Here is a 26967-nt window from a genome sequence, read left to right as displayed (position 1 = left end):
TGATGAAATTCGGGCATCGAACGACCTCAAAGTTTGATAGCAATCTTCACGAAAAATTCAGGCGGGATGATATTGAGGGCAGCACCGCCACCTTGCGAACCCGTTGTGGTTCCGCCCGCAACACCCGCGCCAGACGACGCGCCGGATGGCGTGTTTACCGACGCCAAATCCGGAGGCGCTGAATTCATTGCCGCGAGAAAGATAGAATGCGTGTGCGCAGCAGTCTTACTGATCGTCGGCGTTTCCGTTTCCGATCCCGCCGTCGCTCCGAGCACTCGCGACGTGAGGCCGGAACCGGCGCCTGCGATTGCGATAGCGCGGCCAAGCGTTTTCGGAATCACGAGGCGGCGATGCAACGCATAATCTGCCGCCGCACTCGCGCCCTTACTGCCAATCGCCACGCCCGCGCTATCCTGCAACGTACAGGCAGCGATCCCCCAAAATACGGCATAAGCATCGGCCGTGTCAGCATTGGCGCGCGTCGTCGCGCCCGAACTCGCGTCGCCGATCGTGCCATCGTCACAAATGAACCACCCCGGCGATGCGACACTTCGAAACGTCAACTTCGCGTCGCCGGCTTCCCACGAACCAAGATTGGCGAGAGCCTGCTTTTGCTGTCCGAACGTCAGCGCCTGCGCGGCGTCAAACCGCAGCCGATTGCCGAGGCTCGTGATAATGCCTCCGACCACGGAATCGTTGTCGGTTATTTTGGTCGCGATCTCGATCAGTGTGTCATAGGCTGTCGAAACGCCGCCCTTCAATGCAGATATCGCCGCACCGATCGCACTGTCGCGCGCCGTGGCCTCGGCGGCTACGGCACCGGCGACCGCATTGCCGATTGCGGTATTGGCCTGCGCGACCGTATAGGCCCCGACCTGTGCCGCCGTGGTTTCATGCGGGTTGTCGATGCGCGTCGAATGATCGACATCGGGCGCGCCGGTGATGCGGATCACCCAATCGTCATAAGTGCCGGCGCCTGAGAACAGCACCACCTCGACATCAAGCAAGCCGGTCACTCGATCGTATGCCGTGACTTGCGCGATCAAACCCCGATCGGACAGACCGGCCGGGCGAACGCCGACGAATTCGGGAACCACGAAACCGGCGCGGGTGCTTTCGTCAAGCAGAAACGTCTTGAAGCCCGCGCCGATCGTCACGGTGCTATCCGATGTCGACGAGAACAACGCGCCGACCGAATTCAGCCGCTCAATAGCCTCGCTTACAACAGGCGTGAACGTGTCGTTCAGCCGCGCGAGCGCGACCGATGTTAGCTCATCAACCGCGCCGGCGATTTTGTCGCCGTCAAGCTCGCGGGCGGCGATGCGGAGGTCGATATCCTCGAAACGCTTGTTCCAGAAATCAGGATCGCCGAGGTTGTCGTTTCGCTTGACCGCGTAGGCTTCAAACCGGCGCGCCATTGCTTAGATCGCCTCGGCTGAAATGATCGCGTCGGCGGGCAAGGTTTCTAGAACGGACCCCTTCACCTTGATCTCATGATGCCTCGGCGACAGCAAGACATGCTCGCTGATGCGGACGGCGCGGCTAACCTCAACACGGTAGACGGTTGCCGCGTCATAGGTCGGTGCAGTTTTGGGCTTTTTCGACATGGTGGCCTCATTGTTTTGCCAAAGAAAAGCCCGGCACACGCTCGCGCGCGGCCGGGCCGGTGCCTGCAGTCGCGCCTCGATTAGATCGAGTAATGCGTGCGCTCGGCGACGTGGTACGTGTCTTGCGGCGAGTTGGTCGCGCCGGTGTTGATGATACGGAACGACGACACCGGCGCCGGCAGATTGAACGTAAATTCCCGCTCATACCGCTTATCTGCGGCATTGATCAGTTTCGTCGTCACCGTGTCGGCCGTTTCCGTCACCGCGCCGACCCGCAATGTCACGTCGAGATCGTGCGGCGTGTCGTTGAAATTTTCGAGCAATTCGACGATGTGAATTTCATTCGACGGATTCGCGAGCGTAACGAGCGACGAGACATGCTTGAACGCCAGTTTCGGCCGCGACACCTTGACACGCGAGCCGGTCAACTTGATGCCGGCGTGCATGTCGCGCGTTCCCACGAAACGGGCGCGGAACTGTACCAGCGCCGGCGCCGCGCCGAGCACGCCGGCGTTATCCGGCGTCAGCGACTGCCATTCGCCGCTACCGTTCGGGCGCATTTCCCATACGAGTTGCGCACTGTCCGGCACCCACATTTCAGCGAGAATATCGATCGTGCGCAGGCCGCCGTCGAGGTTGATCGGCGCAAATTCGATGGCAACCTGCGACGCATCGAATTTTGCGCCGTAGATTTCCAACATCATGTCTTTCGTCAGGTCGCCCTGATAATAGACACCATCGGTCGAATAGAAGAACGTGCCGTCGAGGTAGCCCTGCCCCTCGGCCATGCCGATCTTGTGATTCGCGTTCGACACCACGACAACGGCAAAGCGCTTGCCCTTGGCGAGGAAGGTGGCCGGGATGCTCACCCGATTCCAGCCGATCAGAATGCTCGCGCTCGGCAGAACGGTTTTCATCACAACGCGATCGAGGTTCGGCACACCGTTGGTCACTTCGCAGAGCGCAAGGTGGATATCCTCGTTACCGCCCTTCGAAGTGATGAAAAAGCCAATCTTTGACGCCCACGTATCATTGGAGATCAGGAACGACTGCGCGACCTGAGCACCGTTGATGACATGCTCAGTCGTCACCGCATACAGAAACGGTTCCTTCCACGTATCGAGCCAATAGGTATTGGAGCGATAGGACTCATGCGCCCAATAGTTCGGATCGTAGCTGATCGACGCGACCGCAGTGAATGCCGTGCTCGTGAGATCATAGAGGCCGGTCAGGTCGGTTGCCTGCCCCGGCGTGTTGTAGTTCGATCCATTGGAACACACGTCGAGCGACCCGCCGTAGCGCAGCCGCGATCGCGACATGAACCCTTGCTGCATCGTCGTCGTCTGGAAACCATATTGCGCCATGCCGAGGTCGCTGGCGAATGCGCCCGTCGTGATTTTCAACTCGTCAGAATAGCGCGGCAGCAAGAGGCCGTTGGCGAGCGTCGCGTTCGGATCGAGCGCCGAGAACAGCCCGATTTCGAACAGGTTGGCATTGGCGTCGGAAAAGCGAATGCCTTCCTCGACCTTGGCGTCATAGCCGAGCGCCGCCGCGTTGAGCGTGTCGGAATGCGACAGGTCGAGAAAGAAGTCGGCGCCATAATCCGACGCGGTGTCGGGAAAGCGAAGCTTTTCCTTGACGCGCGCCAGGTCGAGGAACATTGACGCAAAGGCCGATTTTTGCAGACCAGACGCACCGCGCGCGGCGAGCGCCGCGAGATCGGATGCGAGCGAGGTGATGCGCGGCTCGATCTTGCGCTTGAATTCTTCCAGCACGTCGGCGCGCTGATCGAGGTCATCGGTCGAGGCGACGCGGTTGGTTTCAACCATCGTGACGGAAACGACCTGAAGCGTATCAACGACGATCTGCGCGATCGCGACGTGCGTGGCCGGGATGGTCGGCGGCTGCGGATCGGCGCTTTCCGATCCTGCGGTGAAAGCGAGCACCGCGTCGCGCGAACGCGTCATCGGCACCGAGTCCGGTTCGGTCGCGCCGGTTTCCACGTTGGTCAAGAAATCGCGCTCGGCGGTGTCGGTTTCGTTCTCCTGGCCGTACACCGACAGCGTGATAATGCGCTTGGACGCCGCCGCGAGGCTCGTGACCAGCGACTGCACGAGCGCCGTTTCGCGCGCGTACACCGCGCCGCCCTGATCGTAGAAGCGACCAGGCGCGACCGTCACCTCGACCTGTGCCGACTTGACGATATCGAATGCGGCGAAACGACGGGTCGCCGTGACGGCATCGCGCACGATGTCATCCATCGACCGGCGCGCATACGCCTGCAAATCGTTGTGATCTGCGGCCTGTTCTTCCTGATAGTCGCGAAAAATTACTTGCTGTCGCATGTGGCCCTCGTGGTTAAGGTCGACCGATGACGAGTTTATCGACACCGGCAAAGAACGGGCGGCCGGCGATGAAGCGCGGTTTCGGCCCAAGGTTAAGGAGAACGCGATCCGACAGGCGTTTCGCGCTTTGAATGGCGCGCTTCACGTTGTCGACGCGGGTGCCGTCGTGTGGAATCCAGTAGCGCGAGCGCGGGATCATGATGCCCTCGCCGGCGGCGCGCTTGCTGCGCTTGCCAGGGATCGACATGCGCAGGAACGCGGTGTGCGCCGGAAATCCATAGCGACCGATGCCGGTAAATTGGAACGCCGGTCGCTTCAAAGGTCGCGAGCCGTCATTGATGGCGTAGCGATCGAAAATCCGGTACTTGGCCGACGACGGCACGAAAAAGCCGTGCATCGGCGTGTTACTGAAACGCCGCGGCCCGCGCGTGCCGGGAATTTTGGTGCGCTCCGGTTCGGAAGTGACGGCCTGCAACGTCGGCGACACCGGCGAGCGCCAGGCCAGGCGAGGCGCCGGCGCCACTGTTGCGAGCCGGCGCCAGGCGGTCGAGGGGATGAAGAAACGCCGCGCACGCACCCGATCGCAGAACACCGATCGGCCTTCCGTCGACGGAAAATGCAGCCGGAAGTAACTGCCGAATTCGCCGACGCGAATGGTTTGCTCGACGCCGTTGACAACCCACCGGGCGCGCCGATGAAGCCGCGACAGCGCCGTCGAGGGCACCGCGAACGATCGTTCGAAGAACCGGCCGCGTTGCTTGCCGCCGCCGAACGCCTTGGCCGAACCGAATTGCCCTTCCTCTTGAATGAGGAACACCCGCACTTGCGGCAAGCGCGACAACCACGCCTCGCGCTGCTCGCGGGTTAGCGACGGCCCGGAAAAAATGCGGGTCGGCGGTCGCTCGACCGACAGCACGGCACCGCCAGCGTAACGCGCGTATTCGCTAATCGCGTACAGCGTGCCCTTTTTCTGATGCAGCAGCAACGAGCGGGCCGCGATGTTGCGCTTTGTCGTTTCCGGCCACTCGTTAAACCAGACATCGACCGACAGGCCCCAGCCAACGAACGGCAGAAACGACGCCTTTACCTCGTAGGGTTGCGACACCGTATCGATCGGCACCGGGATCGCTTGAATGCGGCGGCCCGATGCCGCGATGACTTGCTCTAGCGGCGCGGCGTTCGCCGGCAATAGGTGATCGTCCGGCGTCAAACTCATGTCGGCACCCGCTTAGATGATCGTGCTTGTGATGGCGAGATTGCGCAGCACCGGAATTTCGCGGTCGCCGCAAACCACGTCGGGAAACGACGCGATGATATTATCGACGCCGCCGACCTTGGCGGCGGCGGTGATGCCGACGCCGTAAACCTCGGCGCCAATCCGATAGCGCGACGCTGCATAGGCCCGCACCGATGCCTCGGCGACCGTCTTGATCGTCGCCGGGTCCGGCCCGCGCTGAATAACGAGATCGAGCGCGACATCGTAAAACACTTTCGTCGCGCGAACGACGGAACGCTGATCGGTCAACGGCACCACGTCGTCGCGATCGAGCCGATCGAATACAGCGTTGAGCACGGCGTCGGACACGTCGACGCCATCGACGCCGGCGAGCACGATCGCCACGCGCCCGTCACCAGGCGAATAGGCGTGCGCGTCGGCGATGTCGAGCGACACCGAAAGCGCGTGAAACTCATACGCGCCGGCCGGCCCGGCGACCGAAAACGCTTCCGGTGCGAGTTGGATGCGGCGGCGGTAACGATCGTCACTTTCGCCGGCCATCTTGCCGACGCCGTACAGCGCGCCGAGGTGCACAAGGTCGGTGCCGACGGCATAAGCGAGCAGCACCGCGCGCGCCTTGTCATTGACGAGCGAGCGCAACAGCGTCTCGCGGTACGCCATGACTTCCAGAATGATCGTGATCGGCTCGGTTTCAAGGCCGAGCGTATCGAGCGCCGGGAGATCGGGCCGCGACACGCGCAGGGCATCCCATTGCGCCACAACCCAGGCTTTTTGTGCCTCAAGGATCGACTCGTAACTGATCGTCTCGATCAGTTGCGGCGGCGCCAGTTGCGAGAGGTCGATCGCGGAAAAACGACTCATGTTGGCAATACCTCAACCCCGGCCGGCCCCGCGCCGATCGCAATGACATAATCGCCGCGCGCCGGCGTCGGGTCGCCGAGGTGGCCGCGCGGGCGGTACTCGCCGTGAATGGTCATCGACAGCCGACCGCCGCGCAGCCGGTCGACAGAATTGTCGGCCGGGTCGATGTCGACGCGCTTGATACGAAAGCGCGGTTCCCATAGCTCGCACGCCACGATAATCGCGTACGTAAAGCGCAGGATGGTGCGCGGCGTGAGGTTTTCGCCGAGCAGCGGCGGCACCTCACTGCCGAAATATCGTCGCATCACCCGCGCGCCGTAATGCGTCGAGAACAGCACTTGCAGCGACTGCGCGACGTGCGCCCATCCCGTCAAAAGCTTTCCGGTGTCGCGGTTGATGCCGGCCATCAGTCGGCCGGCTTCGACGCGGCGCGCGCGGGAACGGCGACCTTGGCCTCGGCCTCGATCGTGCCGCGCAACAACTCATATTCGGCACCGCGATCGGTCAAGGCGACCTGGCCGTCGACGGCGCGTCGGCGCAATTCGACGTTCGCCTGATCAGTCAGGCGATAAAGTTTCTTGTGCAGCATGGTAGCCCCCTTAGGGTTTGGAGAACGCTTGTTTCGCCGGGCCGGCTTCCGTCTCGACCTTGATGGCCGGTGACTCGTCTTTACTGTCGACGCCGAGATATGTTTTGCCGACCGTGTGAACCTTGGCGGCCCTGATATTGACCGCCGCCGATTTCTGCTCGACCTCACTGTCGCCGACCGTGCCCCGGATCGCCTCTTTCGCGATCGAGGCGATGGTGTCTTTCGTGATCTCTAAAGACGCATCGCCGACCGCGAATTTCAGGCTGTCCTTTTTCATGGTGATCGAGACGTTTTCGAACGTCAGCACGTGCTCGTCGGGCTTTTCACCCGGCGACTTATTGTCATCCGACCATGTGAACGGCATCGCCATGCCCTGGCGCGGGTCGCCGGTCGGCGCAAACATGGTCATTTGCTGGCCCTTGCTCGGCGGCGTGTGCAGCTTCACCGCGCCGGCGACCTGGCCGTACGGAATCCACGGCGACAGTTGCGGCTCTTGATCGGTACCGCCGATTTTCAGCCGCACGCGCTGCTTTTTGGCGTCGACCTCGGCGACCGGCCCGTGCCGCACCGTGTTGTCGAGTCGGCGCTTGATGTCGGCCAGGTCGCGCAGGGCGGCGATGAATTGCTCGTGAAAAGCGGTCATGCGGCCCTCTATGGTACGGCGTCGATCACGATGGCGTCGGGATCGAGCACCGCCTCGACCAGGCCGGCGGCCTCGGCCTCGTTGGTCGGCTGATGATCGAGGAACGGCGCCAGGCCAATCGCCGACAATTCCGCGTAAGTCAGGCCAAGCGCCTGCATCTGCAGTCGCCAGGTCGGCAAATCCGGCGTGGTGATCAGCGACCGCCAATCCTTGCCAATCATGGCAAGCTCGGCGTCGGCCTCCATCAGCGAAATCAGCCGCTCCCAAGCCGGTTCCAGCGGCGCGCCGCGCGCGGGATCGCTGAGAATGTCGACGCGGTAGACCAGCCGCATAAAATTGAACCGGCGGCCCTGATGCGCGTCGGCGCCGCGATCCCAATGCGATTCCTCGCCAGAGGTGCCGCAGACCACGAATAGCCGCCACAGGTCGCCCCAGGGCGACAGCGACCCCGCGAGCGTGGTGTCGATCTCATAGGCGAGGCGCCGCAGCCGGTTTTCGTGCGCGGCATCGGTCGCCGGATACTCGACCTCGAAAACTTCATCGTCCGGCGTCTTGCCCGACACCTTTGTCGCCTTGGCGACGAATAGCTCGATCGCCAACTCGACGCTTTGGTCGGAACCGAACAACTCGCGGCCGGCGCCGTTGCGCTTGCCGCGCTCGGCCATCACCACGATCGTCGGCTCGGCGTTTGGGCCGAGCAAGTCTCGCGGGTCGACCTCGCTGTCGAATACACGTTTCCCGGCGGTTGTGGCCCCGTCCAGCGCTTTAACCGTCAGGATGCGAGCGGCGGCTACGGCGAGGCTCATGTCGTCACCACGGTCACGGTAAAGGCGATCCGGCCATCGTCGATCGGATCGGCCGCGCTAATTTCAAAAACCGGCTCGCCAGGAAGGTCGAGGCGGGTGATCAGGTCGCCGGCGGCGTATTGATCTCGCGCCAAGCAAAACCCGCTGAATACTGATGACGATTTTCGGCGCCATAAACGCCCGGTCGAAATCCCGGCCGGCGCTGTTGTCGTTTGCCTTGAGCCGCGAAACGACCTCGCGGTAAATGCCGACCACCTCGACGACAGCCCGGCTGTCATCGGTCGCGGCTGCGGCGTAGCGCGCCGCTGTTCGCGGCGTCACCCGCAACCGCTCCCCCATCACCGAATCGTTGATGTTGGACGATAGTTGCGTGAGCGATGCGAACAGCGACGACATTTGCAGACCTCGGCGGTTAGATGGTCGGGATCAACTTGACCAGGCCGACGACATCGCCGGTCGCGGCATCGGCTACGGCCACGCCGACCTTTTTCAGTGCGCCGGCGGTGTCGGTCAGCTTGCCGGTTGCGGGATCGAAATACAGCACCTCGCCCTCGCCCCAAACCTGGCCCGTGGTTTTCGGCAGGCGGTGCACGCCGGACGTTTCGAGTTCGAAGGAGTCGCCGGCGGCGGCGGTGAACTGCGCGACGCCGAAAATGGCGCCGATCAGGTAGGGGGAACCGGAAATAACACCGCCGGCCGGCGCGGTCAGGGGCAGCGTCTTGCCGTGCTGCACGTAAGTCTTGCTCATGGTTGAGTCCTCGTTGAAAATGAAAGCGAACACGCGGGCGGCGCCAGGCCGCCCGCATTATTCAAGCGAACCGATCAGCGCCGATTAGGCGCCGGCGTTGCGGTAGCCGCCACGGAAGTCGATCGCGCCGCAGCCGAAATCATGTTCCAGCGAGACGCCGACACCCTGCACACCGAACGGGTTTTCGATGCGCATGCGCGGCGCGCCGTAGCCGTCGAGCATGCCCCACACGAACACCGGCATAACCGACGGGTCTGCGTACAACTCCCAGGCGTTGCCCTCGATCGGCCCGACGATCGGCCGCAGCTTTTTCGAGAACGGGTTGACATCGCCGGCATCGGTCGGCGTGATCACCGCGAGCGCGCGATCGGCGGCGGTTTCCTGATCGGCACCGACGAGCAGAATGGCCGGCTGCACATTGAGCAGCGCGCCCGACTGGTTTTTCTGCTTGCGCATGGCCGCGCGGCCGAGGCTGAGTGCGTCCGTGGTGATGCCGGCGCCGGCGGCGGCGAGGTTGCCGTGATCAGCGTGGAACACCGACACGGCGCCCTCGTTGAGTTTCGGACCCTTGCCGGCGTTGAGCGCCTTCATCGCGTAGAACGTCGCTTCCTCGAAACGGGACACCATGTCGCCGTACGAGCCGAGCACCTGATCGATGGCGCCGATATTGTCGTCGATCAGCATGCGACGCGAGATCGCGAACTGAATGGCGTACGGTGCGACGGCGACCGTTTCCTTGCTGTCGCCGAACGTGCCGAACTTAATTTCGCCGGCCTCGTTGACCTTCTGCAAGGTCGGGAAGTCGCCGACACGGATCTGATCGTGCGGGCGGAAGTCGCGGAAATTGCGCCGCGCGCTGATCTCGCGGAAGGTCGGCGCCTGCACCTGATAGCGAGCCGCGAGCACCCGATTGATGGTCGATTCGAAAATCACCGGGAAATCGGAAGTCGTGTGCATCGCACGGCGCAAGACATCCTCGCGGCCGGCGGCGGTGCCGGGCATGCGGCGCTCGTTGAGAACAACGCCGGCCATTTCGGCGAGCGAATGGTCGGTGAAGGCGCGCGCCTCGGCGCTGATGGCACGGCGCTGGCCGTTGTCGTCGAGCAGCACGGCGGCGCCGCCGATGCGGAACGCCAGCGCGTCCGAAAGGTGCGACATGCGCGTCTGCGTTTCGTCGCGGGTGATGGTGACATTGCCCGACCGGGTACGGTCGGCAGCGGCGGCCATCGCGTCGAATGCACGGGCGCGGAATACCTCAACCGTGGTGCCGGCGTTGATCGCGGCGGTGATGTCATCGCCGGACATCGCAGCGCGGGTGCCGATCGACATGATCTCGGCGGAACGCGCGCGCTCGGCGGTGATGCCGGCTTCCGGCGCCGGCGTCGGGCCGAGCGGCACGGCGCGGGCGGCTTCATCGTCGATGCGGCGCGACAAGGTTTCGGCCTGGCGCACGAGGTCGGCGTGTTCGCGCTCGATCCGGGCGACATCGGCGGCCGGCGTCGTGTCGGCGACGGTTCCGATCAGTGCGGCTGCGCGGGTCATCAGGCCGGCATGCTCGGAACGCAAGGCGATCAGGGCCGGCGTTGCCTGAAACAGCAGCGACTGCAGGTCGAAATGACCGGCCGGCGCGGCGTGCACGGCAGCGGCGGCGAAAGCATCGGGCGACATGGCGAGAACGGCGACCATCGCAACCGCGATCGAAAATGCCGCCATCAGGTAACTACGCTTGGTGGACATAGGGGAATCCCTTTGGATGAAACCGGGGCAAATTGCCTAAACCCTGCGGCCCCGGTAGGAAGCGCAGGCGGCAAAGGCTGAATTCAGAGCGAGCGTTGACGCATTCGCATGCGTGCCAGCGCGGCCGACGGGCCGGCGATCGCAACCGGCTTAGGCGTCGAGGCATCCGGCGCCGCCGATCGGATCGAGGCTTGCGGATCGGCCGGCACAGCGACGAGGGAAACCTCAAGCAATTCCCATCGATCGGCGCGCCAGATTTCTTCCTCGTTGGCGCGCGACGTGAGAGTCCACATCGTCACGCGATAACCGACGGAAATGCCAGTCAACTCGCCACGGGCGACCATGCCCTCGGCGTTGCGGCCGGCTTCCGTATCAGCGAAGCGGATGCGGCCGACAAGCTTGCCGCCCTCAATCCGCGCATCCTCGACCACGCCGAGCACGGCGTTGAGCGAGTTCTGATTATGCGTATCGAGCAGCCGGACTTGACCAAGCGCCACGCGCAAAAGGTCGATCGCTTCCGGCGTGATCGCCAATTCTTCTTGCACACCCCATCGGGCGACGCGCGATCCGGCCGAAAAAACGGCCTCGACCGTATGCGTTTCGGCGTTGTAGCTCGACGGCGCGAACCGCGCCGCCAGGTCATCAGTCGCGCGGCGCGCAACCGTCTCGCCAGGCTTGAAGCCGCCCGGCGCGACGCTCGCGGCGCTGCGCATCAGTCGTGTTTTCATGTCAGGTTGTCCTTTAAGGCGCCGGAACAGGCTCGTCCGTCGGCGGCACGTCATCGGCCGGCACAGGTTGCGCCGTGCCGCTTTGATCGAGGCGGCGCGGGTCGATGTCGAGGATCAAGCCATCCTTGTCGGCCTGCTTCCAAAACTCGCGCGTTTCCTCGGATACTTTTCGCCAATCGCGGCCCCACGCGCCGATGAATTCTTGCGGCGACATGCGCCCGGCGCGAACGGCCAGAATATCCGCCTTCAAGTCCTTGAGCGGGTCGATCGGCTCGATCGCCGGCATCACATAGGATCGCCGATAAGGCTTCACCCGCGGGCGAAGCTTGCCGGCGAGAATGGCCGTTTCGATAAATCGCGTCGTGACGCGGTGCATTAGCTGCGGCACCAACGTCAACCACTGCAATTGCTCGATCAGGCGGCGAAACTCGATCTTGCCAGCGCGCAGCGACGAATAGTTCGCGCGGCGAAGGTCGCCGGTTAGCTGATCGTAAGTAATCATGCCGCCCGACGCGATGCCCATCAGCGCCGACAGCGCGACCGGCTCGAATTGCCCCGACCCCGACGGCGAAAACGCCGTGACAGACTCGCCAAGCTTGGCGCGGAAAATCATGCCCGGCGACATGCCCTCGATTTGGCGCCCGGAATCGTCAACGCGGCCTTGACCGTCGCCGAGATTGCGCGCGCCTTCCGTCGACGAAACAATAAGGCCGTAGCAGGCTTCCATGCGCGTCTTTACGACCATCGCATCCATCGTATCGGCATAATCGCGGATCGACAGCAACGTCGGCGCCAGGACCGGAACGCCGCGCACCTGGCCGGCGCGCAACGGGCGATAGAGGTGGCAGAAATCGGCGCGCGGAACGAAATTCGGCACGAGCGACGGCGCCCGCAACCAATTCTCGCCGGGATGTTCGGCGTGCAGCCAATAACCCTCGCGCTCATTCCAATCGCCGAGCACCACGCCGAGGCGCGACTTGCGATTGTCGAAAACGCCATCGCGCTCGGTTGCGATCAGGTCGCCCTCGACGCATTGCAGTGCCAGCGGAACGGCGCGGCCGGCATCAATCTTGCGCGGGATCATGCGCACGCCGGCGTCGCCGCGTTCAAGCATCGATCGGAACGCGACCAACTGCACGCCGGCGAAATCGCGCTCGCCTTCGATGTCGGCGCTCAACACCCATTCATCCCAAAGGTCTTGCACGCGGCTATCCTGCCACGCGACGTTGATGCCGGTGCCGATGCCGTGCGCCGACAGCACGTCGAGCGTGCGGGCGCCGATCCACGTATTGCGCACGAGGTCGCTTGACCGCTCGCGCAATTCGGACAAGGCCGGGCCGAGTGCGCCGTTGGCCGAGGCGCGCGTCGCATTGAAGCTCGCGCCGCGCCGGCCGACCTTGGCGCCGTCATAGGATCGCTGCGCGCCGAGGGCGGCAAGCGCATGCGAACGCCGCATCGCGGCTTGCGGCGCGATATAGGCAAGGGCCGTCAAAAATCGTGACATGGTATCAATCCCGCCTATGTTCGGCATAACTGATCGCGCTCGCGGCGCGCGGCGCAAGCTCGCGCTCGATCTCGGCCTTGATCGCCATCATTTCGGCGAGCGAACGGAATTCGGTGCGGTGCGCATTGTCACCTGACCCGAACTGCACACTTTTGGCGCCGGTCGCGATCGCCTTTTTCAGATTGGCGAGATCGTTTTGCGTCCACATCGGCGGTGCTCCCTTGAAAACAAAAAGCCGCCCGACAAGCGCCCTGCGGTTTCCCCGCGCGCATTGTCGAGCGGCTTGCGCCCCGAACGATCGGCGGCGGGCGCATCGCATTTCGCGAGCGTCACCGGCATTCCGCTTTTGATCGGACAGGACTCGGCGCTTGCCCTTGCTCGCGCCTCGGCGCCGTGGTCGCCCCACGGCAAACGCGTCGAAATCGTCGGGTGATGCCCCAGCGGGTACGAAAGCCGCTTTCACAATTTCGACGCGGGTTAACGGCTTCCCCAGCCGCTAAGATCGCGACCAATCCAGCCGCCGGATGACGGTTGAACGTAGTCGCTTGTTTCCGATTGTTGTGCCTCGTCACTAGCATTTGCGGGCGGTGACGGCGGGTCAACAATCGCGGCGGCCGGTACGCTAAACAGGCTCGGCTCGCTCAACTCTTGCGGCAACCCTCGGCGCATCGCCAGGTCGGCCCACTGTTGCGGGCTGATCGTCGAAATGCCGAGATATTCCGCCATCGCCGAATTGTAGATGCGGCAATCGTGGAAATGGTTGTTCTTGATTTGCGCCCATCGCTGGCCGGCGACGCGCCCGTGCACTTTGACTTGCTCGAGTCTGTCGCCGACCAACTGTCGGAAATACACTTCATCGACCCACATGCCGAAATGGCAATAGCCGTCGGGATCGCGCGGCGCGCCGCTCTTGATGCCCTCTTGCCGCAGGAACGAATAGAAGTCGGCCTTGATCGGCCACGTTCCGACGCCCCACACCTTGCAGCCTTGCTTGATGCGCTTGCCGGACAGGTCGATATCAACGAGCGTCGGTTGCCCGATCGCCGGCTTGCCCCATCCCGGCATGCCCTTTGTGGCGAGGATCAAGTCGTAACCCGTATCCGGGTGGATGCGCTGATGATCGCGCACCCAAGTATAAACCGAATTCGGCCGATACCCGGAGTCGACGGCGAGCGCGTCGAGATAGCGCACGCCGCCGAACGAATCCATAAACGCGCAGTCGATCGTTGCCTTGCGTAGTTGCTCCCAAACCTCGCCGCGCGGGTTTACGGTGTCGCCGTCGAGGTAGCGGGCATCCACAAGCCAGGTTTCGCGGTTCGCGCCGTGCGCAACGATCTCTAGCCAGATGCCGCGCATCTGCACGTCGGCCGCTGCAGTCAGGATCAAGCCTTTCGGCGGCACCTGGCCGCGCTTGATCCAATCCTCGCGCCGCATCATCAGCTTTTCGTGGTCGGGCGCATCGCCACGATACTTGAACGGCAGGCCGAGCACGAGGTTTGCGTATAGCTTTTTTCGTTTCCGTCGTGGCCGCGATGCGATCCTCGGCGATCGCCTCATACGACATCATTTTCGACACGAAAGCGTCGATATGGAAGCCGGGATGATCGCCATCGGGCCGCGTCGCGATCCATCCGCCGCCGTCGATCGCCATGATGCGCTCGGCGTCCGAAATGTGATGGCCGCAATCGCATTGATAGTACGACCGATGCGGGTGCTCGGCGTTGACGATCAGATTATCGTCGAGGTGAATGAATAGCTGGCCGCATTCCGGGCAAAGGCAATGCCAGAAACGCCGATCCGAGGCGCGAAACCGCGTATCGATCCGGCAATGCCCTTCCGTCTCGCCGGTGTCGTCGCCGGTGTCGACTTCCGGCGTCGAAATGTCGAGAATTTTAAACGTCTTGGTGCGGCGAAACGCGGTGAAGCGCCCGAAAAACAGATCGGCCGGGTCGCCGTAGCCGGGAATGTCCGTCCACTTCGAAAATTCGTCGCGCACGCCCTTTTTGATCGTCTTGGACGATAGGTCCATGACGGCATTTGCGTTGCCGAGATACAGCCGGCCGCCGTTGAAAACCTTTTCGCCTGCAGTCGAGCCGGCGCCCGACCTGGCCGTCTGCGGCAAGATCACGGTACGCTTTGTTTTTTCTGCCACGCGTCGATCAACGGTTGAAGCTTGCCGCCGTTGAGGTCTTTCAAGGCGTCGATGCCGGGCACCGCGTACAGCATATTCGCCGGCTCTTGATCGGCGACGTACAGACACCAGCCGAGCGCCAGGATCGAGGCGCCGGACTGTTGCGACTTGCGCACGGTGACGAAATTGCACGGGTGATCGTCAGACAGACAGTCTGCGATCTCGGCCAGGTACGGCGCGCCGGCCGCGCTCCACATTTTGCCGGCGGCCGGGCCGTCGACGAGCACGATATTCTCGGCCAGCCATCGCGACAGCGGCATCGGTTCGGCCGGGCGGATGATTTGCGCCAGCCGATCGGCGATCACGCGCCAGGCCGAGGGATGATCGAGCATGACAACCCCGCCGGCCGGCGGGCGGCCTCAGTTTGTTTCGTACGATACAGGTTCGGGCGGCGGCACCGCCGGCGCCGGCTGCGGCGTCTTGCCGAGGCGCGCCAGGGCGGCCAGTTTGTCGGCCACCTCGACCATCATTCGATTTTCAATCGCTTTGAGCGCGACGCGCATGCCATGCACACCGTCGCGCGTCACCGCCGCCGCCAGCGCGTCGGCTTCATCCGACAGCCGCCGCAGCACCGCGACGATTTCCTCGCCGCAGTCGCCCGTAGCGGCGGCCAGGTCGGCGACGCGCACGAGGTCGCCACGCTGTTCGGCTAGTTCCAAGCCCTTGCGCTCGGCCTCATACCAAGTCTTTTTGCGTAGCGCTTCCTCATACGACTCCATGTCGCGCGCCGGCGGCTGTTGCGTCTGCGCGCCTGGCCGCTGATTTTTCGACGGGTCATCGTGCTTGCCGCGCAGGAAGTCGTATTGCGCGACGTTCACCCGGCCAACGTCGCCGCGCTCGTTGCGCTCGACGGCGAGGCCGAGGTCGATCAGCGCCTTGACCTTTTTCGAAACCGCCTGTTTCGAAATGCCGTCGCGGTTCGCGATCTCGGAAACCGTCGCCATCAGCAACATCGGCGAATTCAGCGCGCCGCCGGCGGCGCCGAGGTCGACCGGCAAATCGGCCACACCCCGTTGCGGCTCGGCCACAGTCGGGTCAACTTCCGGCGTCTCGCCGTCAACGTGGTCAACCCTCATTTTCAAACCCACCAACTGAGATTTCTTCGGGCTGCGTCGCCCGCGCAAGGCACCCGGTAGGGGAGGACCCTTTACCCTGGCGCGCCGAGGGCGGCAGGCCGGCCCAGGGCGGCCAAGGGCGGCCAAGGGCGCGCGTTGATGGCGCCGGATGTCTGCGCGCGGATAGCGAGGCGATCTAACCGCGCCCCGCCCCTGCCCTGCGGTCGCGCTCGCTGGCGTCGAGGCCGCGATGCGCCCGACGATCGAGCGCGACGCCGGTGATGCAGGCCAGACACACCACGCCGGCCGAGGCCAAGGCGCCAGCGCCGGCCACGAGCAGCAGGATTGCCGCCAGCGAAAGCACGCCGAGGCCGATCGCGGCGATTGAAAGCCATCGCAACCGCGCCAGAGCGGCCAGCCCTATGTGATGCCCGGCCATGTTATCCCCCGAAAAAGCGTTTCAGGCGCTTCTCGATCATCGGCGCGATGTCGGCTTTCACGCCGGCATCAAACGCCGCGAGCGACGCATCTTTGACGAGTTCCTTTTTTAGCGAGGCGCCATAGAGCGAGCGCACCGGCAAGCGCTTGGACGAAATGCGCGCCATGTATTTGCCGCCGGCCTTCACAAATGACCGCTTGAAGGTGCGCGACACGCCCCACGGCGAGGCCGACACGCTACCAGGCGTCGACACCGGAAACAGCTTGATCGGCAGGCCGCCTTGATCAGTCTTGATCAGGTAGGACATGCCCGATCGGATGCCCTCGACGTTTTGCGTGATCGTGCTGTACGCCGAGACGCCGGTTTGCTTTTTCAGCGCACGGCGCACCCGCGTTCGCACCTTGTCGCCGCCTTCATACAGCCCCTCGCGCAGCGGCATGATGCCGCCAGCGCCGAGTTGCTGAAACGGTGCGATGATTTCGGCGATGTTGCCCGATACCTTGATGCGCATCAGGCCGCCCTCGAATTAAGATCACCACGCGCCGTGCAATTCCGCAGAGCTAGATCAGCGCATCGCAATCAGCGGCCGGGCGCAATGCCGGCTTGATGCGAGCCTATCTTGTGAAGCGTGGTCGGATGCCGCGCGTGGTGACTAACCGCTTGCCCCGTCACCCGCCGCTAGATGCGGGCGCGCCGAGCCGTGCGGATTGGTTAAGCGCGGCGAAAACTCGCAACGCGCTGATTGAGCGGCGCAAGGCCGTCATACGATGCGCATACCGCGTCCGCTGCGATCGCTTCCGGCGAGCGCGGTTCGGTATGCTGCACCTGATGGCGCCCGATCGTGAACTGATGCACGGCGCTTTTTTGCGGAAGGCGAACGATGACGACATCACCATCGACAGCAACGGCGACCATGCGCACGTCAACAAAATCGCCGGCTTTGATATCAGTCATCGCGACACCTCGAAATGGTTAGCCCGATATTGGCAGCGTCGGGCCGCACTATAGGCGGTTATTCTCGCGAACTACACATTGCGCCGACAGGGCGCCCGAGGTTTCACGTGAAACGTTCTAATACTTGCTCATGTTGTGGCCTCGCAGATATTCCCAATCCTTGCCGCTCATCGGCGCGCGTCGATCAGTGAAACGCGAAACCCGCCAACGCGGCGGGTTTGCTTTGAACCTTTTTGCACTTGTCCGATGTACGTCAAGCACGTCGTTCCGGCAACGAACCCTGTCACAGATTTTGAGTTAGCCAACTGGCGCAACTGTTTTTGACGTAGGCTGCGGCACGAAATTCCCGGCATTTACGACTCGCACGCGCGAAGCACGCGGATTTCCGAGCGGTCGCGACGAGATTTCGCGGCGCGGCTGGATCGGCAAACCGTCGACGATGCCGAGATCGCGGCCAGGCACAACGCGCGACACCGGCGTCGGGCCGGTGATCCACGGCAGCGCCGCAGCCGCCGGCGGCGTCGGTTGAAACTCGGCAAGCTTGCCGTCGAGGTCGGCCGCCAACTGCACAAGCGCACCGTGCCAGGCCACGTATTCGGCACGGCAGTCGCCAACGTGCAGCATCGACGGGCATTGCCAATCGAGCGGCGAGCGCGGCACCATCGCGTAACTATACATGCCGTCGCGCGCCACAGCGCGGCCCCGGTTCGGCATGATCGCAACCACGTCGCCGGCGGCGTCGACGCCGTGCACAAGCGGGCGGCGCCGGATCGCGCCCGCGTCGTCGCGGAATTCCGAAAACATTTGATAGGCGGTCGGTTCCTCAAACCTCCATTTCGGCCGGGTGCCCATCGTGGCGTTGCTGATCACGATCGAGCGCGGATCGAACGACGCCGACATGATACCATCGACGGCATTGCCGGCGATCGGCGCCAGGTCGCCGAACAGCGGCAACACCTCGTCGGCTTGATCGAACGTCGCCACGGTGCCGATCGCGCTGATGGCGTCGGCAACGATCAGCGCGTCGGCGTGAGGCGCGCCGGGCGTGAAGCCGAACCCATCGCCGTTAAAGCCGCCCGTCTGCACCCGCACGCCGAGGGCAGCGTATTGCGTGATCATATCCCACGGCGACGCGGCGACCGCTTGCCCCTTCGGCAACTCATCACGCATCGCCCATTGCACCAACTTTTCGATATCAATGGCGGTTTTCATTTGATCACACCCGGTTTTGATAGTTGCGAGGGTTTGCGAGGGTTTGCGAGGGTTCGAGAAAAACCCTCGCAAGTTTTTTGTTAAATAAAAACATATACCTACATAGCTTTTTTCTTATTTGCGAGGGTTGCGATAGTTTCTAGGGTCTTACGTAAAGAGAGATCGAGTTTCCCCCTTAAACCCCTCTATACGTAAGAGGCCAAAAACCCTCGCAACCCTCGCAGAATTCGAGTTATCGCTGTCTCGCAAGCACTTCCTATGCGCGAGGGTTTGCGGGAAACCCTCGCAAACCCTCGCAAACCCTCGGTTGCTCATTGGCAACAGCGTGACGCAATCAACACATTCCCGGCGGGACATGCCGGGGAGCGCTTGATTTTGCGAGGCACCGATCGCGCAGCGTGGCGCGGGCGGCCGAGGCGGCGCAATAAGCCGGCCTCGATTCGTTATAGGCGCGGAAAAAGTAGCGCTGGACCCTGACAACTTTTTTATTTTACATCGGCACCTCGTCATCCATATCGGCCGGATGCGGCGGCTTGTTCGCGTCACCAGGCGTCGGGCCGGTCCAGCGCGGTCGATCGGCGCGCAGCCGCACGTCGACATATTTGCGCAGCCGCGCGGTGTCGTCGCGCTTGACATGGCGTTTCATGTCGCGGCCGAACTTCGTTTCGAAGATCAGCGTTTTGTTATTGGCCGCACACCACTCTTTGAAAGCGACATACATTTCGCGCGCCTGCACCGATTCGCCGTCGACCTTTTCAACGCAGTCGTCAACGAACTGCATCACGACATCCATTTCTTTGCGGTAATCCTTCACGTCCTGCGCGACGCTCGGCGCGATGAATAGGCCGTTTTTCAGGAAGTCGAGCGCACCATCGCACAGCCAATTCAATACGCCCGACGACTCGGCGAGAAATTCCTCGACCATAGCCTCGGCGTCGCGCATTTCGGACTCGGCGATTTGCACCGGCCATCGCAGGAACAGCATGCGGCGCCAAATGCCGTTAGACGTATCGCTGATTTTCGGCAGGCCGTTTCCGCTCATGTGCGGTTTCGCGCGCGGCATAAAGTCGATGAAGCCTTTAAACAGCGTGCGAACAGGGATTTCCTCGCCGCCGGTTAGTTTCTTGATCAACTCGGATTGCAGCGGCTTGCCTTCCGGCAATTCCAGGACGCGCACCATGCGCTTGCCGAACAGCCGGATAAGATCAGGCGAGGCGCCGCCGGCGTTGCGATCGCCCTGGCCGATGATCGACTCGGTCGGCAGGCCGACGGCAAAGCTTTTGCCGAGCAACCGCATCAGCAATTCCAGAAACACGGATTTTCCGTTCGCGCCCTCGCCATAGTGGAACATGAAGCGCTGCAACGGCACGCCGAGGATCGAGACGCCGCAGTATTGTTGCAGCGTGCGGCGCGCCTCGGCGTCGGGCATCATCTTTTCGATCCAGTCCATAAACACCGGCGCTAGCGCGTTGGCGTCATAGTTCACAGGCACCAGCGCCGTGATGTAGTCCGATTGCTTGTGCCCCTTGATCGCCTCGATCCGCGCGGTCCAGCGGGCGACGCCCGGCTCGCTCGACTTCGCGTCGACCTCTTGATGAAAATGCAGCGTGTGCGTCATGGTCGCCACCGACAGCGCCGAGGCGTTGAATTCGTGGATCGGCTTGCGCAAACGCGGCGACGCGCATTCCAGCATCGCGCGCAGCCGCGTCGCGTTTTTCGAGGTGACGCCGAATTTGCGGTGTGCCACCTTGCGGGACGCGACGGCCCGCTTTGCGGCCTTGCCGGCGAGCACCGCCTCGCGGCAGTCAGCGATGCGCTTTCGCGTGTCATCGTTCAACTTGTTTTCGGCGATGCCGAGCAGGCCGTCGAGTTCTATCTCGGCGACACCGCCAGCGTCGATCATGCGCTTTTCGTGGTCGGTCGCGGCGAGCACGTCGGCCTCGCGCTGGATCATGTCGCCGACCTCCTGCGCGAGCAGCGCGGCACCGGCCTCGCCGTTGTCGATATCCCAATGCCGGCCAGACCACACCAGGCGATCGCCGCCCGACACGCCGGCGGCCTGCATCACGAGCAGCCGATCGGGAAAATAGGAGATCAGCCGACGCGCATTGTCAGTGTCGGAATGATCGAGCGCCGAGCAGATTGCGAGGGTTTCATCGGCCGGCCCTTCCCCCAAGGGGGCGGGGGAGAGGCCGAGGCGGAAAAACCGAATCCACGTCGTCATTGAAATCGGGAAACGGCGCGTCGGGAATTTCGCCGTCGTTCTCGATCATGTTGGCGATGTCGTCATATCCGCTCGTCATTGGTCGCCCCGTCGCACGTCGGCCTCGCCTGGCCGTGTCAGTAAATCGTCAAAGTCAACGCCACGCGGCGCGAAGCGCACGCGCACCAGGCGGCCCGGCGCCTCGTGGCGGCGCCTGGCGCGCTCCATCGCGTGCCCGGTTAGGAAAGGGTCGCTATCGCCATCGCCGAGCAACACCAGCTCGGCGACATCGGGCACCGGCATCGCCGGCTTTGTCAGGTCGGGATCAGGCCCCGGCACGCGTTGCGGCCGGCCGCCTTCCGTCTTAGCCGTCGGATGCGCAAGCGTGGCACACGCGCCGCCGGCCAGGTTGCCGAGGTCGCCGGCCGCCCGGAACAGCGTGCGCGACACGTCGCGCCCGCTGCGCACGAGCGCGGTATAGATCGCGAGCACGGTTTCGATGCCCTCGCCGGCGATCAGCCGGGTTGCATCGGCGGGATCGCAACCGCCGAGGTCGATAAAGCCGCCGGCTTTGGTGCCGCGCATCTTTTTCGCCGGCAATATCTCGCCGGTGTCAGGATCGACGACGCGCGCCTTGCCCTTCGGCCCGGCCGGATCGAGCCAGGTGATATGCAGGCCGATGCCGGCGCCCTCGGCGTTGTAGAACGGCGCCAGCATGGCCGGCCCGGTATGCGCGACGGTCGGCTCGACCTCGCGCCCGCTGTTAAACAGGATCATGGCCGGGTGATATTTGAGGCGCGCGTTTGGCGGCACCATCAGACCGCGCCCGGCGAGATACGCCTCGACCGGCGTGCCGGCGATCCGGGTGGCGTCGCGCAGGAACTTGCGAAGCCGCTGGCGCTCGCGCTCGCGGGCGAACACCTCATATTTCGCCCGTCGCTCGCCGTCGGCCCATCCGGCGCGCCAGGCGGCGCACAGATCCATTTCAGTCGACGGATACGGGTTGGCGTTGTCGCCGAGGCCGGCGTGATGGTCGCGCACGCCCCGAGCGCGCGCCAGTTTCGGCGTCACCACTTCCTCGCGCGAGCCGCCGAGATATTCGACAGCGGCCATAAAATCGATGCCCTGGCGCTTCATCACCAGGCGGATCACGTCGCCGCCATCGCTGCACACCGCGCAGCGCCAGCCATTGGCGTCGCATTCGAACCGCGTGGCGGCTTTCGCCAGCGGATCGCGCGAGCAGATCGGGCACGGCCCGACGAATTCGGCTTTGCGGCCCGCGTCCCCTTTGCGCTTTGTGCGCAGCTTCACCCAGGCGCCGGCGACGGCATCAACCGGGTTGCGATCCTTGATCGCGTGCAACTGATCGTCCGATATGCGGGCGCGCGGCGTAGCGTCGTTCATGATGCATTATTTTCCGAACCGGGTGACAAGGCCTCGGCCGCGCGCTCGGCGGCCTCGTGCGCGTCCTGGCGCGCCATACGGGCCAACTCGGCTTGGATGACGGGCGAAGTGCGAGCGCGCTCGACCATCCGCGCCAGGCCGTCGAAAAGCGCGGCGCGGCGCTGATGATCGCCGGCGCTGCGGCGCAAAGTGTCGCGCTCGGCTTCCGATCGCTGATCGGACTCGCGGGCACGGTCGAGGTTTTCAGCGCAAGCGCGCTCGGCGTCCTGGCGCTCGTTATCGGCCATTATCCAAAGGTCGCCGAACGTGATACGGCCGGCGGTGCCGGGCGGCTCGATCGGCGCCAGCGGATTGCAAACGGCGGCGACCGCAGCGCCCGGAAACTTCGCCATCACCTCGCGCACGAGCGGGTGCGCCTCGACGTCGCGCATATTCATCGCGCACCGCCGTCGCGCCTGGCGCTAACCATGCGCGCCGCCTCGCACCACTCGCGCACCTTGTGCGCAATGGCGTCTTTAGCCTTGTCGACCGAATAAGCGCGCTTTGGCACGCGCGACATTTGCGCCAGGTCGACCGACCAAACAAAGCTACCGCTCGCGGCGTCTGGCGTCACCACGCCGACCGTCACACCGCCGAGCCGCGCCTCGATCCCGGCCGCGCAGTCGACGAACACCACGACCACGGGCGGATTTGCGCGCTGCGGATTCGCGATGCCCTGGCGCCGGGGATCACCCGGCCCCGACGCATAGCCGGCGGCTGCGGCCAGCGCGACGCCGCGCCGGCTGCGAACGTGCTGCACTTCGAACGTGCCCCGGTTTTTCATCGCGAAAACTCACGGAAGGCGGCGAGGAATTCGTCGCAAGCCCGAGTCGGCGACCAGAATTGCAGTTGAACGTCGAGCGCCGCGCCCGGCACATTCCAATCTGCCGGCGGGTAAGCCATCGCCTGATCACGCTCATCGTGCAGAATTCGCGCATCCATTTCCTTGATGATCGGCGGCATCGGCCACGCGAAGCCATAGCGCTCGGCAATCACGACCATGTTTGCATGCTCGATCTCAGCATATCCGCCAAGGTATGGCTTGATCGGCCGGATCACGTCGACCACGTAACCCTCGCTCGCATCGTGCATCAGCGCCGCGAATCGATATCGCGGCGGGCAAATCGGCGAGCGGGCAAGCAGCACGCAATGTTCGGCCACCGAATAGAAGCGCCGAGTGTGGCCGCCGTAACGGCAAAGCTTTGACAGCGCCTCGGCGATGTCGGTGATATCAACTTCATCGACACGCGGATCGAGCGGCCAATACTGCCGGCCCGTGAACGTCTGCATCCAATCACCCGCGCGGCCGGCCGGTGCTTCGCGAGAGGGTGCGGGAGAGGGCGCGGCAGGCGCGAGGCAATCGCACTCGCTCATGAACGACTCCAAGCCGTGGCAACCACAATTCATCGGTAGACCCTTTCCATGATTTCGAAAAATACAAAGCCGGCGCGGGCACGCTCGGCGATCGGCGCCAGAGTGGCGAACAGCAGCGCGGCGAAAACGATCAGGCCGATGGCCTCGTGACGATCGATGCGCATCACGGCGACTCCCTACAATCCAGCGAACAGCGAGCCGGCCGCGAACGGCTCGGCGGCTTTCGCCTTGATGATTTTGCGTTGACGTTCTTCCGGCCCGGCCAGGCACAGCGCCATGCGCTGCGCGATGTCGGCTTGAAACTGCGCATCAATCTCGATCAGCACCGCGTTGCGGCCCTCGCGCCAAGCCGCCTCGCCGGTCGAGCCGCTTCCGGCAAACGGATCGAGCACGGTTTGACCTGGCGAGGTCACAAGGCGAACAAGCCACTGCATCAGCGCGATCGGCTTGACCGTCGGATGATCCGAGCCGGCACGATCGCGCGCATCGGCTTTCGGGTGCCAAAAAAATCGCGCGACACTCTTGCCGCCGGCGTCCGCCGGAAACGCCGCCATCACCTCGGCCGATCCATCGTGCAACACATTGGCCGGATAGCTCGATCCGGTCGCGTGCTCGATTCGACAGGCGTTCACGTTGAGGGCGCCGACGCCCCACTTGATCAGGTTCTCGCCGATCGTGCCGTCGAGCGGCTTGCGCGCCATCAGGATAAACTCGGCGGCCGGCTTTAAGGCGATGTCTTGCTCGTCATAGAACGCCGCCGAATGCGACACTGGGCCGCGCTCAATCTCGTCATCGTCGAGGCCGTCGCCGAACACCTGGCGATCGATAAACTTGCCGAGCGGCTTGCCGCGCGGAAAGCCCGTGCCGTACAGCCATTGCAGCACGTTGCGCGTTTCAAAGCCGGCCTTTTCGGCGGCAATTTGCATGTGCGCGAACGGCACCACGGCGTTGAAGGCGAGCAGATACCCGCCGGGCTTCAACACGCGCTCGACCGCCGCCCAAGTCTCGACGCGGTTGCAGATGTCGCCGACGATCGCCGCCTTGCCGTGAAACTTCGACATCGCGCCCTCGGCGAAAAACCGATCGCCGCTTGCTCGCGCCGAGTTCGCCGAGCCGAAACGCTTTTCCATTTCGGGCAGGAAATACGGCCCATCTGTCACGCATGCGTCGATCGAATTCGCCGGCAGGCGCGCCATCACGTCGAGGCAATCGCCCGCGTGTAGCAACACCCGGCCGGCGAGCAAGTCTAGCGGCGCCGTCATCGCGCGGCCGGCCGCTCGAACACGTTGCGCACGGTGTCGATCACGTCGAGGCGGCCGAGTTCAAACGCCACGGTGACGGCATAGATTAGCGCGTCGAACTGCGCGCGGCCCGTCGCGGTCATGTCGAATGACATCGGCGGCACGCCGCGCATCTTGACGATCACGACCTCGGCCTCGCTCGGATGACTAACGCCCTGCAGTCCGATTTGCTGGCGCCGCCAGCACGACAATTCGACGAAAGGCGGGATGGTTTGAAACGGCTTCACAGCGGCAGTCCCTTCATCAGGAGGAAGGCCGCGAAGTAGAAAAAGCCGGCGGCGAACAGCATGCAGACGACAAAGAACGCGGCCACCGGGCCGAGGCGCATATCGCGGTGGCCGTTCACGACATCAGCGACGCAATACAGCGAACCGAAACCAGCGAAGATAAACAGAGCGCCGATCATCCAGAACGGCAGCGAGACAAAAGCCATCGCCAGCATGAAAACCACCAGGCCATTTTGAGGGATTGCCAGCGTGGCGCCCCGTACAGGCGCCACAGTCGAAAGAGTTCACGCGCGCGAGCGATGCGGGCCATCGTCAAAACGGAATGTCGTCATCCATATCGGCGCCAGGCGCGCCGGCCGGCTTGCTACCACCGCGCGGCGCGACGACAGGGCGCGAACCGTCGGCGGCGCCGCTGCGCTGCGAACCGTAGTCGCCCTCATCACTGGCCGGCGTCACGCCGCCCTCGCGCTTGTCGAGCAGCACGATCGTTGCATTGAACGCCTGCAACACCACCTCAGTCACCCACCGATCGACGCCGCCCTGATCGGTCCACTTGCGGGTTTTCATCTTGCCTTCGATGTAAACCTTTGAACCTTTTTTCAGGTACTTCTCGGCGATATCGACCAGGCCGTCGCTAAACACGACGATCTTGTGCCAGTCGGTGCTTTCCTTGCGCTCGCCGCTCGTCTTGTCGCGCCACTGCTCGCTAGTCGCGACGCTGAATGACGCGACGCGCTTGCCGCTTTGGCCGGTGCGAATGTCGGGATCGCCGCCGAGGTGGCCAACGACGATTGCCTTGTTAACGCCGCTCATGGTTTTGCCTTTTTGTGATAGGTGCCGAATTTCCGCGTCCACTCTTGCGCGGCGGGGAACGCGAGGAACGGGCCGGCGAGCATTGCGAGGCCCTGCATGATCCACCAGGCGCGGCCGACGCGCGCGTAAATGAAATTGGAGGGCGCGGGAGGCTCGGCCATTTTCGAACGAGCATAGGCGTCGCGGCCCTTTTGAAAATCGACCAGGCGCGACGGCGACGGCGTATAGTGGCCGTCGCGGTCGCGACGCTCGATTTCCAACGTGTGCGCGGGCATTTCATCGTTGATGCCGCGCAAGGGATCGTTGCCGTGCGCGGCAACCAGAGCGGCGCGCGCCGCAGTGGAGTCCGTCGGCTGCACGTCACCATCGCCGAAATCGGCATCGACGGGATCGACAACGAGCGCGATTGGCACCGTCACATGCTTCGCAAAGTGAGGGCGTGGCCGGTTAGAAAGTCGGCCGGCCAATTTCTCAGACTCCCAAAAACGATTGACTGTGCGCGGCGAAATGAGGTGACGCGTCGCGATCACCTCGACGGTATCCGGCCCGACGTAGGCGGCGCGCAGCGCGTCTTGCACGACCATCCTCATGATCGCCCCCGCGCGCGTGGATCACGGCGTCGAAGTAATGATCACGGACCATCGGCAGCACTTGCTGCGCGATGAAGGCGTAGCGGTACAGTTCGCCGGTCGAGATCGCGCCGCCCTTGGCGACCTGTTGCAGCGCCGAGAACAAAATGCCCTCGGCGGCGCCGACATGCGATGCACCGGCCGGACAGCGAAGCGCCGCCAGGAGATCGCCGGACAGCACGTCGAGTTCAAACACCCGCGCGGGCGACGACATGAGCGGCGCCGCGAGGATCACCTCGGCAAGCCGGATCAACTGAGACAGCAGCGGGCGGTCGGAGAGGTGCGCCGTCATGACAAGCGGCCCGGCGCGCGGGAGCGCTC

35 protein-coding genes and 1 pseudogene are annotated in these 26967 nt (G+C 63.7%); 2 read left to right on the top strand and 34 right to left on the bottom strand.

Annotated features, from left to right (window positions below; genetic code table 11):
* Positions 1 to 26 precede the first annotated feature (26 nt).
* The 16 genes from ONR75_RS11230 to ONR75_RS11155 all read right to left on the bottom strand — a co-directional run bounded on the left by ONR75_RS11230 (position 27) and on the right by ONR75_RS11155 (position 14296).
* On the bottom strand, positions 27 to 1418 hold the full coding sequence (locus ONR75_RS11230) for a hypothetical protein (protein ID WP_265082650.1): 1392 nt from the start codon (positions 1416 to 1418) through the stop codon (positions 27 to 29).
* A 3-nt stretch (positions 1419 to 1421) separates the two neighbouring features.
* Positions 1422 to 1607, bottom strand: a complete 186-nt coding sequence (locus tag ONR75_RS11225; protein ID WP_265082649.1) for a hypothetical protein — start codon at positions 1605 to 1607, stop codon at positions 1422 to 1424.
* Positions 1608 to 1687: 80 nt separating this feature from the next.
* Complete coding sequence (locus tag ONR75_RS11220) at positions 1688 to 3952, bottom strand: hypothetical protein (RefSeq protein ID WP_265082648.1); 2265 nt, start codon at positions 3950 to 3952, stop codon at positions 1688 to 1690.
* A 13-nt stretch (positions 3953 to 3965) separates the two neighbouring features.
* Positions 3966 to 5168, bottom strand: coding sequence for a phage tail protein I (locus ONR75_RS11215; protein WP_265082647.1), 1203 nt, complete (start codon positions 5166 to 5168; stop codon positions 3966 to 3968).
* A 12-nt stretch (positions 5169 to 5180) separates the two neighbouring features.
* Entirely contained in the window at positions 5181 to 6050 is an 870-nt protein-coding gene (locus ONR75_RS11210) for a baseplate J/gp47 family protein (RefSeq protein ID WP_265082646.1), read from the bottom strand.
* Positions 6047 to 6457 (bottom strand): GPW/gp25 family protein, encoded by a 411-nt coding sequence (locus ONR75_RS11205; protein ID WP_265082645.1) that lies wholly within the window; start codon positions 6455 to 6457, stop codon positions 6047 to 6049. Before ONR75_RS11205 ends, ONR75_RS11210 begins: the two co-directional genes overlap by 4 nt.
* On the bottom strand, positions 6457 to 6639 hold the full coding sequence (locus ONR75_RS11200; protein ID WP_265082644.1) for a hypothetical protein: 183 nt from the start codon (positions 6637 to 6639) through the stop codon (positions 6457 to 6459). The genes ONR75_RS11205 and ONR75_RS11200 overlap by 1 nt, the downstream gene beginning before the upstream one ends.
* Positions 6640 to 6649: 10 nt before the next feature.
* A complete protein-coding gene (locus ONR75_RS11195) occupies positions 6650 to 7282 on the bottom strand; it encodes a phage baseplate assembly protein V (protein WP_265082643.1) in 633 nt (210 codons plus the stop codon).
* Positions 7283 to 7290: 8 nt separating this feature from the next.
* Positions 7291 to 8088 (bottom strand): hypothetical protein, encoded by a 798-nt coding sequence (locus ONR75_RS11190; RefSeq protein WP_265082642.1) that lies wholly within the window; start codon positions 8086 to 8088, stop codon positions 7291 to 7293.
* A 63-nt stretch (positions 8089 to 8151) separates the two neighbouring features.
* Positions 8152 to 8484: a hypothetical protein gene (locus ONR75_RS11185; RefSeq protein WP_265082641.1), complete on the bottom strand. Its 333-nt coding sequence runs from the start codon at positions 8482 to 8484 to the stop codon at positions 8152 to 8154.
* 16 nt (positions 8485 to 8500) lie between these two features.
* On the bottom strand, positions 8501 to 8836 hold the full coding sequence (locus ONR75_RS11180; protein WP_265082640.1) for a DUF2190 family protein: 336 nt from the start codon (positions 8834 to 8836) through the stop codon (positions 8501 to 8503).
* 84 nt (positions 8837 to 8920) lie between these two features.
* On the bottom strand, positions 8921 to 10573 hold the full coding sequence (locus ONR75_RS11175) for a Mu-like prophage major head subunit gpT family protein (protein ID WP_265082639.1): 1653 nt from the start codon (positions 10571 to 10573) through the stop codon (positions 8921 to 8923).
* An 83-nt stretch (positions 10574 to 10656) separates the two neighbouring features.
* Positions 10657 to 11301 (bottom strand): HK97 family phage prohead protease, encoded by a 645-nt coding sequence (locus ONR75_RS11170; protein ID WP_265082638.1) that lies wholly within the window; start codon positions 11299 to 11301, stop codon positions 10657 to 10659.
* A 13-nt stretch (positions 11302 to 11314) separates the two neighbouring features.
* Positions 11315 to 12805, bottom strand: coding sequence for a phage portal protein (locus ONR75_RS11165; RefSeq protein WP_265082637.1), 1491 nt, complete (start codon positions 12803 to 12805; stop codon positions 11315 to 11317).
* A 4-nt stretch (positions 12806 to 12809) separates the two neighbouring features.
* On the bottom strand, positions 12810 to 13268 hold the full coding sequence (locus ONR75_RS11160; protein WP_265082636.1) for a phage head-tail joining protein: 459 nt from the start codon (positions 13266 to 13268) through the stop codon (positions 12810 to 12812).
* A gap of 14 nt (positions 13269 to 13282) precedes the next feature.
* A complete protein-coding gene (locus ONR75_RS11155; RefSeq protein WP_265082635.1) occupies positions 13283 to 14296 on the bottom strand; it encodes a phage terminase large subunit family protein in 1014 nt (337 codons plus the stop codon).
* Positions 14297 to 14405: 109 nt separating this feature from the next.
* Between ONR75_RS11155 and ONR75_RS32425 the strand changes: the two genes are divergently transcribed.
* Positions 14406 to 14561 (top strand): hypothetical protein, encoded by a 156-nt coding sequence (locus tag ONR75_RS32425; RefSeq protein ID WP_320109722.1) that lies wholly within the window; start codon positions 14406 to 14408, stop codon positions 14559 to 14561.
* Here the strand turns inward: ONR75_RS32425 and ONR75_RS11150 are convergent.
* The 5 genes and pseudogenes from ONR75_RS11150 to ONR75_RS11130 all read right to left on the bottom strand — a co-directional run.
* Positions 14493 to 14933: pseudogene (locus ONR75_RS11150) on the bottom strand (phage terminase large subunit family protein); the annotation flags it as partial. The gene ONR75_RS32425 and the pseudogene ONR75_RS11150 sit on opposite strands and share 69 nt — an antisense overlap.
* Positions 14930 to 15328, bottom strand: a complete 399-nt coding sequence (locus ONR75_RS11145; protein ID WP_265082634.1) for a phage terminase large subunit family protein — start codon at positions 15326 to 15328, stop codon at positions 14930 to 14932. The gene ONR75_RS11145 and the pseudogene ONR75_RS11150, both read right to left, overlap by 4 nt.
* Before the next feature lie 27 nt (positions 15329 to 15355).
* A complete protein-coding gene (locus ONR75_RS11140; protein ID WP_265082633.1) occupies positions 15356 to 16087 on the bottom strand; it encodes a MarR family transcriptional regulator in 732 nt (243 codons plus the stop codon).
* A gap of 160 nt (positions 16088 to 16247) precedes the next feature.
* Positions 16248 to 16490 carry a hypothetical protein gene (locus ONR75_RS11135; protein ID WP_265082632.1) on the bottom strand — a complete coding sequence of 81 codons (243 nt, stop codon included), beginning with the start codon at positions 16488 to 16490 and terminating at the stop codon, positions 16248 to 16250.
* 1 nt (position 16491) lies between these two features.
* Positions 16492 to 17001, bottom strand: a complete 510-nt coding sequence (locus ONR75_RS11130) for a hypothetical protein (protein ID WP_265082631.1) — start codon at positions 16999 to 17001, stop codon at positions 16492 to 16494.
* Between the two features lie 125 nt (positions 17002 to 17126).
* Here ONR75_RS11130 and ONR75_RS11125 point away from each other — a divergent pair, with 125 nt between their 5' ends.
* Complete coding sequence (locus tag ONR75_RS11125; RefSeq protein WP_265082630.1) at positions 17127 to 17498, top strand: hypothetical protein; 372 nt, start codon at positions 17127 to 17129, stop codon at positions 17496 to 17498.
* 243 nt (positions 17499 to 17741) lie between these two features.
* Here ONR75_RS11125 and ONR75_RS11120 read toward each other — a convergent pair whose 3' ends face one another.
* The 13 genes from ONR75_RS11120 to ONR75_RS11055 all read right to left on the bottom strand — a co-directional run bounded on the left by ONR75_RS11120 (position 17742) and on the right by ONR75_RS11055 (position 26938).
* On the bottom strand, positions 17742 to 18656 hold the full coding sequence (locus tag ONR75_RS11120) for a hypothetical protein (protein WP_265082629.1): 915 nt from the start codon (positions 18654 to 18656) through the stop codon (positions 17742 to 17744).
* Between the two features lie 490 nt (positions 18657 to 19146).
* Positions 19147 to 20721, bottom strand: a complete 1575-nt coding sequence (locus ONR75_RS11115; RefSeq protein ID WP_413776509.1) for a phage/plasmid primase, P4 family — start codon at positions 20719 to 20721, stop codon at positions 19147 to 19149.
* Positions 20722 to 20955: 234 nt separating this feature from the next.
* Complete coding sequence (locus tag ONR75_RS11105) at positions 20956 to 22263, bottom strand: DNA primase (protein WP_265082628.1); 1308 nt, start codon at positions 22261 to 22263, stop codon at positions 20956 to 20958.
* Positions 22260 to 22700, bottom strand: a complete 441-nt coding sequence (locus ONR75_RS11100; RefSeq protein WP_265082627.1) for a hypothetical protein — start codon at positions 22698 to 22700, stop codon at positions 22260 to 22262. The genes ONR75_RS11105 and ONR75_RS11100 overlap by 4 nt, the downstream gene beginning before the upstream one ends.
* Complete coding sequence (locus tag ONR75_RS11095) at positions 22697 to 23086, bottom strand: hypothetical protein (RefSeq protein WP_265082626.1); 390 nt, start codon at positions 23084 to 23086, stop codon at positions 22697 to 22699. The genes ONR75_RS11100 and ONR75_RS11095 overlap by 4 nt, the downstream gene beginning before the upstream one ends.
* Positions 23083 to 23676, bottom strand: coding sequence for a phosphohydrolase (locus ONR75_RS11090; protein ID WP_265082625.1), 594 nt, complete (start codon positions 23674 to 23676; stop codon positions 23083 to 23085). The genes ONR75_RS11095 and ONR75_RS11090 overlap by 4 nt, the downstream gene beginning before the upstream one ends.
* A 29-nt stretch (positions 23677 to 23705) precedes the next feature.
* On the bottom strand, positions 23706 to 23840 hold the full coding sequence (locus ONR75_RS11085) for a hypothetical protein (protein WP_265082624.1): 135 nt from the start codon (positions 23838 to 23840) through the stop codon (positions 23706 to 23708).
* Between the two features lie 12 nt (positions 23841 to 23852).
* Positions 23853 to 24938, bottom strand: coding sequence for a DNA-methyltransferase (locus ONR75_RS11080; RefSeq protein WP_265082623.1), 1086 nt, complete (start codon positions 24936 to 24938; stop codon positions 23853 to 23855).
* The gene (locus ONR75_RS11075) at positions 24935 to 25204 is read right to left on the bottom strand and encodes a hypothetical protein (RefSeq protein WP_265082622.1); all 270 of its coding nucleotides are present in this window, start codon (positions 25202 to 25204) and stop codon (positions 24935 to 24937) included. Before ONR75_RS11075 ends, ONR75_RS11080 begins: the two co-directional genes overlap by 4 nt.
* Complete coding sequence (locus ONR75_RS11070; protein ID WP_265082621.1) at positions 25201 to 25419, bottom strand: hypothetical protein; 219 nt, start codon at positions 25417 to 25419, stop codon at positions 25201 to 25203. The genes ONR75_RS11075 and ONR75_RS11070 overlap by 4 nt, the downstream gene beginning before the upstream one ends.
* A 97-nt stretch (positions 25420 to 25516) precedes the next feature.
* The gene (ssb, locus tag ONR75_RS11065; protein WP_265083622.1) at positions 25517 to 26017 is read right to left on the bottom strand and encodes a single-stranded DNA-binding protein; all 501 of its coding nucleotides are present in this window, start codon (positions 26015 to 26017) and stop codon (positions 25517 to 25519) included.
* Complete coding sequence (locus ONR75_RS11060) at positions 26014 to 26595, bottom strand: hypothetical protein (RefSeq protein WP_265082620.1); 582 nt, start codon at positions 26593 to 26595, stop codon at positions 26014 to 26016. The genes ssb and ONR75_RS11060 overlap by 4 nt, the downstream gene beginning before the upstream one ends.
* Positions 26489 to 26938 (bottom strand): hypothetical protein, encoded by a 450-nt coding sequence (locus tag ONR75_RS11055; protein ID WP_265082619.1) that lies wholly within the window; start codon positions 26936 to 26938, stop codon positions 26489 to 26491. The genes ONR75_RS11060 and ONR75_RS11055 overlap by 107 nt, the downstream gene beginning before the upstream one ends.
* Between the last annotated feature and the right edge of the window lie 29 nt (positions 26939 to 26967).

The sequence above is a fragment of the Rhodopseudomonas sp. P2A-2r genome, assembly GCF_026015985.1.
Classification (GTDB): Bacteria; Pseudomonadota; Alphaproteobacteria; order Rhizobiales; family Xanthobacteraceae; genus Tardiphaga.
This window is presented reverse-complemented; position numbering and strand designations above follow the sequence as displayed.